Source organism: Mesorhizobium sp., assembly GCF_017306585.1.
Lineage (GTDB): Bacteria > Pseudomonadota > Alphaproteobacteria > Rhizobiales > Rhizobiaceae > Mesorhizobium.
Genome location: NZ_JAFKIC010000060.1, coordinates 1 through 6,935, shown reverse-complemented (window position 1 = coordinate 6,935; position 6,935 = coordinate 1). Strand labels below are relative to the sequence as shown.

At 61.9% G+C, this 6,935-nt stretch carries 4 protein-coding genes and 1 pseudogene; 4 read left to right on the top strand and 1 reads right to left on the bottom strand.

Annotation, left to right across the window (positions count from 1 at the left end; genetic code table 11):
* Positions 1–114: 114 nt before the first annotated feature.
* The 3 genes from J0I79_RS02270 (at position 115) to J0I79_RS02260 (ending at position 4,159) form a co-directional block, all read left to right on the top strand.
* Complete coding sequence (locus tag J0I79_RS02270) at positions 115–690, top strand: methyltransferase domain-containing protein (RefSeq protein WP_292855073.1); 576 nt, start codon at positions 115–117, stop codon at positions 688–690.
* Between the two features lie 389 nt (positions 691–1,079).
* Entirely contained in the window at positions 1,080–2,789 is a 1,710-nt protein-coding gene (locus J0I79_RS02265; RefSeq protein ID WP_292855071.1) for a type I secretion system permease/ATPase, read from the top strand.
* Positions 2,790–2,815: 26 nt separating this feature from the next.
* The gene (locus J0I79_RS02260; RefSeq protein ID WP_366013612.1) at positions 2,816–4,159 is read left to right on the top strand and encodes an HlyD family type I secretion periplasmic adaptor subunit; all 1,344 of its coding nucleotides are present in this window, start codon (positions 2,816–2,818) and stop codon (positions 4,157–4,159) included.
* 48 nt (positions 4,160–4,207) lie between these two features.
* On the opposite strand, the gene J0I79_RS02255 is transcribed toward J0I79_RS02260, so the two are convergent.
* Complete coding sequence (locus tag J0I79_RS02255) at positions 4,208–5,587, bottom strand: hypothetical protein (protein WP_292855067.1); 1,380 nt, start codon at positions 5,585–5,587, stop codon at positions 4,208–4,210.
* A 707-nt stretch (positions 5,588–6,294) separates the two neighbouring features.
* Here J0I79_RS02255 and J0I79_RS02250 point away from each other — a divergent pair.
* Positions 6,295–6,935 (top strand): annotated as a pseudogene (locus J0I79_RS02250) (glutamine--fructose-6-phosphate aminotransferase); the annotation flags it as partial.

The following is a 6,935-nucleotide window of genomic DNA, read 5'->3' as shown; positions in this document are numbered from 1 at the left end:
AGCCGACCCGCGTAGCCAGTCGTCGGGATGTCCAAATGGACGTCCATTTTGCCGTCTGCTCCCACTTGGACCCTCCGTCTCTAACGATCGGCGGACTCTTGCCACATTAACCTCATGCGCCGCACGAGGGGAGCGGCGTGGCGCTTACGTATCACCAACATCGCCGCTGGGCTCTTCGGCGAAGTGGTCGGTGTCGATGTTTCCAGATCCATGCTTGCCTGCGCCCAGGTTCCGGACAATGTGAGACTTCGACACATCGACATGACAACCGAGCCGCTCGACGAAACCTTCGACGTCGTGACGGCATTTCGTTTCTTTCTGAACGCCGAGGATCGGCTGAAGCGAGACGCGCTGAGGGCGATTAATCATCAGCTGAAGGCCGAAGGCAGACTCGTGTGCAACGTTCATATGAGTGCGACCTCGCCCATCGGTCTCGTCTGCCGGCTGCTCAACCGGTTGTTTGGCCGCACGATCCGCAACACGCTCAGCGAAGCGAGGTTTAGCGAACTCCTGGCGGCGTCGGGATTCGTCGTCGAGACCGTGATACCCTACGGCTATCTGCCCAGGCCCGGGAATCTGTTGCCTCGGCTCTGTGAAGCTTTGATGGGACCCTTTGAGAAGGCGTCGCGATCCCTTCGCGTCTCCGGTCGACTGGCACAGCATTTCCTGGTTGTCGCGAAGAAGCGCTGAAAGAGATACGCACTCCGATGGCTTCGCGAAACTGCCGGGAGGCGGAATCCGGTGACCTGCTCTAGGGGCGAATCACTCCCGCGAAGGACCGTGCAGCGTCGGCCCTACTCCCCTCGAACCACTCGACAACGAGAGCGGTCCCACCGTTTTCCCCTGATTTTGTCGCGCTGATTCCGGCTTTCTCGGAGCGGCGCCACGATTTTGCTACATTTTGCCAGAAGGCACGTATGTTAGTGGGGCGTAATATTAGAAAGCTAAGAGGGTACGCTCCTGAAAACCCAAAATTTGGCCATGGCTGTTGGAGCCAGTGAGCCGACGCGACGGTTTCTTGCCGGAGGGCGTCGGCCATGACCTCCGGAGCGAGACATTCGCCTGATCTGCGTGCCGCCATGCTTGGCTCCGCGCCGGGATTGGTTGGCGTTGGGGTGTTCTCGGCGGTCATCAACGTTCTCGCCCTGACCGGCTCCGTCTACATGCTGCAGATCTACGATCGCGTTCTGCCTTCGCAGAGCGTGCCGACCCTTGTCGGTTTCACGATCGGGATGCTGGGCCTCTACGCGGTTTATGGGTTGCTGGATTTCGTGCGGCTTCGTCTCCTGGTTCGCATTGGCAATCGTCTCCATAGAAGCTTGCAGCAAAGGGTCTTTGGCCTCTCGCTGTCCTTGCCGCTCATCGGCGGGCAGGATGCGAACCGGATACAGCCGCTCCGTGATCTGGATCAGTTGCGGGGCTTCCTTTCAGGATTGGGCCCGACCGTCATCTTCGACGCGCCGTGGATCCCGTTCTATCTGCTGGTCATCTATTTCCTGCATCCCGCGCTCGGCCTGCTGGCGACAAGCGGCGCGATTATTGTCGTCCTGCTCACGGTGATCGCGGAAGTCCTTGGCCGCACATCCGCGGCGCGTGCGTCCGAGACGCTGGTGTCGCAACGCAATCTCGCCGATTCCGGCCGCCGCAACGCAGAGGTCGTGCGCGCGATGGGCCTTTCCGGGCGGCTTGCCCGCCGCTGGAGCGAGATCAATCATGCATATCTGACGCACCAGGAGCGGCTTTCCGACATTGTCGGCGCCACGGGTGCGTTTTCGAGGGCGCTGCGGATGGCCTTGCAGTCCTGCGTTCTGGGGCTGGGCGCCTATCTCGTGATCGGGGGCGAAGCGTCGCCAGGCGTGATCATAGCATCCTCCATATTGCTGGGCCGATCGTTGGCTCCGGTTGACGCGGCGATCGCAAACTGGCGGGGGTTCGCGGCGTTCCGGCAAAGCTATTCCCAACTGGCAGCAGTGCTGGCCGCTTTCGATGGCCAGGACGAACCCATGGAACTGCCGCGCCCGCGGGCAATGCTCACGGTCGAGGAACTGACGATAGCTCCGCCGGGCCAGCAAAAGCCGACCGTGGCCAATGTCAGCTTCCGCCTTTCCGGGGGGGCGGGAATGGCGATTGTCGGCCCGAGCGGTTCCGGCAAGACGACACTTGTGCGCGCGCTGGTGGGCGTCTGGCAGCCGCTGCGCGGAACGGTGAGGCTGGACGAAGCCTCGCTCGACCAATGGGGCCAGGAACAGCTCGGCGCCCATATCGGCTACCTGCCGCAGGACGTCGAACTGTTTGATGGAACGGTCGCCGATAACATTTCGCGATTTGGCGGCAAGGGCGACGCCAAGGGCGTGCTGGCGGCTGCCAAGGCCGCCGGCGTCGACAAGATGATCATGCGATTGCCGAATGGTTTTCAGACCCGCGTGGGCGAGGGAGGGGCAGCCTTGTCGGCCGGACAGAGGCAACTCGTTGGCCTTGCCAGGGCACTTTACGGCGACCCGTTTCTTGTCGTCCTCGACGAGCCGAATTCGAACCTGGACGTCGATGGCGATGCGGCCCTGGCCGGCGCGATCCTGGGGGTGCGCCAGCGCGGAGGCATCGCCGTCGTTGTCGCGCACCGTCCTTCTGCCCTCACCAACATCGACAAGGTGCTCGTGATGTCGAACGGGATGCTTCACTCCTTTGGCTCGCGCGAAGAGGTCCTGGCTAACGTTGTCAGGCCCTTCCCTTCGCCTGCTGAACGGGCGGCGGTTGTCCCGATGCAGAAAGGGGTGAGCGGTCATGCATGAGGTGCAGTTCCATGTCTGACGCCACGATGGTTTCATATGTTCCGCTCGACAATGGGAGCCGTCGGGCCGGGGCGAATTCCCCCGACGCGCGGGACGATATCAGGGCCAACCTGATCCTGGGCGTGGCGGTTACGGCTATGTTGATTGCCGGCGGCGGGCTTTGGCTCGGTTTGACCAAGATCGCCGGGGCGGTGATTGCGCCTGCCACCGTGGTGGTCGAAAGCAGCATTAAGAAAGTCCAGCATCTGACCGGCGGCACGATCGGCGGCATCTTCGCGCAGGATGGCGACCATGTGCGGGCTGGCGACGTGGTGGCGAGGCTGGACGACACGCTGACGCGGGCCAACCTGCAAATAATCAGCCAGGATCTTGATCGCACGACCGTTCGTCTTGCGCGGCTGGAAGCCGAGCGGCAAGGTTTGGCGGAGATGCAGCTTCCAGCCAGCCTCCAGACGCGGATGGATGACCCGGGCCTGGCCGCGCTCGTCAACGGCGAGCGCGCGCTGTTCGAAACCCGCGCAGCGGCATTGACGGGGCAGAAGGCACAGTTGGAAAGCCGCTCGAAGCAACTCGAACGTCAGATCGAAGGCCTCAAGGCGCAGCAGACCGCGGAGGACCAGTCCGTGGTCCTGCTGGACGGGGATCTTGCCGATGTCCAGGCGCTTTATTCCAAGAAGCTGGTGTCCAAGGAGAGGCTGAGCAACATCCGGCTGGATGCTACCCGGGCCCACGGAGAGTCCGGACGCCTGGCGGCGGCGGTCGCGGAGGCGCAGGCCCGTGTCAGCGAGACCGAGCTGCAAATTCTTCAGCTCGACGAACAAAAGCGCAGCGAGGTAACGAGTGATCTGCGCGAAACGGAAGCCAAGCAGACCGAACTCGACGAGCGCAAGGTTGTGGCGCAAGACGAGTTGAGCAAAACCACCATCCGCGCTCCGCAATCCGGAACGGTGCAGGAATCCTCCATCCACACGATCGGCGGCGTGATCGCCCCCGGCGAGGTCCTGATGATGATTGTTCCTGATACGGACAATCTCGTCGTCGATGCGCTGATACCCCCATCACGCATAGATGACATTCGTCCGGGTCAGCGGGTCTCGATCCGGTTTCCGGCTTTCGACGCCGGCACCACGCCTGCCTGCCAGGGGTCGGTCAAGCGCATCTCGGCGGACCTTATCAAGGATCCACAACGCCAGCTCTCCTATTACTCGGCTCGCATCAATGTCGAGAACAAGGCGGCTTGCCTGACCGATGCCAAGGTGCTGAAAGCTGGCATGCCGGCAGAAGTTCACATCAGCACGGACGAGCGCAGCGTCTGGTCCTATCTGCTGAAACCCCTCACGGATCAGATGTCGAGGGCTTTCCGCCAGTGATGTGACGGCTTGCCGGAAGCAGGTCGCCAATAGAGGCGCCTCTTCCTCTTATGATGCGGTGAGCGCTCTCCGACGAACGCGGCGCATGGAGCGCGCTGTTCGCTCCGCCGCAACGGGAACCTTGGCGGCATCATCGCTCTTGTCCGGCAAGCCGTTCGCCGAGTTTGTCGCCGCATGGAGCCTTTCAAGCGGCAGGAGTTCCCGGATCCGGGCGTTGACCAATGCAATTTCGGCCCGCAGGTCTTCGCATTCCTGCCGGCGTATATCGGGCTGTATCTGGTCGGACGCCTGCTGCAGGGAAAGTTGTGAAAAATTGGCGGTTATCTTCGAAAGATTCAGCTTGTCGGCTTCAGCCTCCTTGGTGAGGGCAGCCAACCCTTCATCCGCGACCTGCTTCTCCGCCACCGCCTCGCTCCATTGAAGTCTGAGCCTGGCGAGCTCGTTCGAGGCCTCGCTGCTTGCGTTTGATGCGAATTCCAGCCGTGAATGGAGGTTCTGGACCTCGGAACGCGATCCTCGAAGCTCGGCACGGGATCGTTCTATCTCGGCGTTCTTCTCCGCCTCCATGATACGGGCGGCCTCCATCACCTCGGACAGTTTCGCCTGGGCGACCTCGAGCGACGTGTGGAGCCGTGTCGCTTCCTTTTCGCTCTTGCCGAGCGCAGCCAGCAATTCGGAATTTCGTGCCGCTTCGTTGGCATGGATCGTGGAAAACCCGTCGAGCCTGTGCCGCGCCTCGTCTTCCCGCTTCAGCGCCTTTTCCAGGTCGATCGACAGGCTGACATTCTTTTCCCGCAGCTGTTTGTTTTCGCGCGCGCGTCTGTCGGCCTCGACGGTTGCAGCCGCAAGTGCGTTGGTGAGGTCTCCAAATTCCGCTTCGGTTTTTGCGTTCGCGTTCACGGCCTCCACGAGTTCCAGCCTTGCCCCGGCCAATGCGCCGCGAAGCGCCTCGCTGTCTTGAACCAGACTGGCCTCGCGCTGCTGCAAGGCCGCCACGACGGCTTCCCGCTCATGCTGCCTTCGGTTGAGATCATTGAGCTTGTCCGACAGGGCCCTTTGGTCCGCGGTCAGGTTCAGATTTGCCAATTCCAGTTCGTTGGCCCGGAGGATGTCGGCGTGAAGAATATGGAACAATTCGCGGGTCAGGTGATGCGTGCTCGCGATCTCCGACAGTTTCGCGTTGATCTCCTCGAAATGGAGCTTGGCATCGCGAAACAGCCCGTCAAAGGAACTCAAGGCAGCCATTCGGCTCTGCGTATGCGTGGTCAGCCGCCGCGCTGGTTCCGCAATACCGGCGTCGTCTTCTGTTTGCGTGCTGCTCCCCTGTTCGCCATTGTCCTCCTGCATGGGCGTCTCGCCCGCGACAGCATCTCGTGCCTGCGCCGACATCTCATACAGACCAAGGCATTCCTCGACGGCGTCCGCCAAGTCGGCTTCGAGGTCCTCGAATGACTTCTCTGTGTTGTCGGCACGCCTGATCAGATCTCTGAACCTCATGCCCTACATCCCCCTTCAGCATGCTTGGATCGGGCAAGGCGAGGATTAAGCTTCCCTTTTGTATCGGCAGGCCGGTTCGGCGTCTTCGTGCAATCAGACGATACCGGACGGCGGCGATTTCAGCGCTGCGACGGCCAGAAGCCGTCGAGAACTGCAGGTGAGAAGCTGAAATTCGGTGTTCGTCCATCGCCTCCGTCAACCTCTTCCGGTCTATGCCGGGATGGGCTTTCTGCGTGTTGCGTGCGCTCGGTGCTGTTCACTCGCCGGCATGCACGCCATGCGGTCCGGAGGGCTTCGCTTGTAGCCTCCCGGAAATCGGGCGGCCCGACAGCCTCTTGGAGGGGGGCATCAGGCGGCCGGGCCTAACCGGCTGTTGGGTGTGTTTTGATTGCCGGCTGAGTCAAAAATGCGCCTCGGTTGAGGCAAGCGCATCATTCGAACGAACTGTTCGTTCAGGCGTCTCCACGCAAGCTCGGCCGCTGGATTCGCAGCCTCTTGGTGCATTCATGCATGACAGTTCACGTGTCGATTAAGTCCATGGGCTCCTTCAAATGAACGATCAACGCGTTATGGGGTCGGGATAACATGGCTCCTGTGCCCAATAGGGCTGAAATTCTGCAGGTTACGGGGGCAGGGCCATGTGCGGCATCGTCGGGATCGTCAGCCATTCGCAGGTTACTCCGCTTATCCTCTCTACACTGAAGCGGCTTGAATACCGCGGCTATGATTCGGCCGGTGTTGCCACCATCGAGAAGGGCGCGCTCGGCCGCCGCCGCGCGGAAGGCAAGCTCATCAACCTCGAACGGCGGCTCAGGGAAGACCCGCTCGACGGCACGATCGGCATCGGCCACACGCGCTGGGCAACGCATGGCGTGCCCAACGAGACCAATGCCCATCCGCATTTCTCCGACGGCGTCGCCATCGTCCACAACGGCATCATCGAGAATTTCGCCGAACTGCGCGATGAATTGACCCGCGACGGCTATGCGTTCTCCTCGCAGACCGACACCGAGGTCGTCGCTCATCTGGTGGCGCGCGAACTGGCCAGGGGGCTGAAGCCGGTCGAAGCCGCGCACGATGCGCTGAAGCGGCTCTCGGGCGCCTTTGCGCTGGCCATCATGTTCAAGGGCGACGAGGACCTGATCGTCGGCGCCCGCAACGGCCCGCCGCTGGCCGTCGGCCATGGCGACGGCGAGATGTTTTTGGGCTCGGACGCCATCGCGCTGGCGCCGTTCACCAATTCGATCACCTATCTCGAGGATGGCGACTGGGCGGTGGT

Coding starts and splice junctions, on each gene's coding strand:
- J0I79_RS02265 (WP_292855071.1), top strand. CDS start 1,080: ATGCTTGGCTCCGCGCCGGGATTGGTTGGCGTTGGGGTGTTCTCGGCG.
- J0I79_RS02270 (WP_292855073.1), top strand. CDS start 115: ATGCGCCGCACGAGGGGAGCGGCGTGGCGCTTACGTATCACCAACATC.
- J0I79_RS02260 (WP_366013612.1), top strand. CDS start 2,816: ATGGTTTCATATGTTCCGCTCGACAATGGGAGCCGTCGGGCCGGGGCG.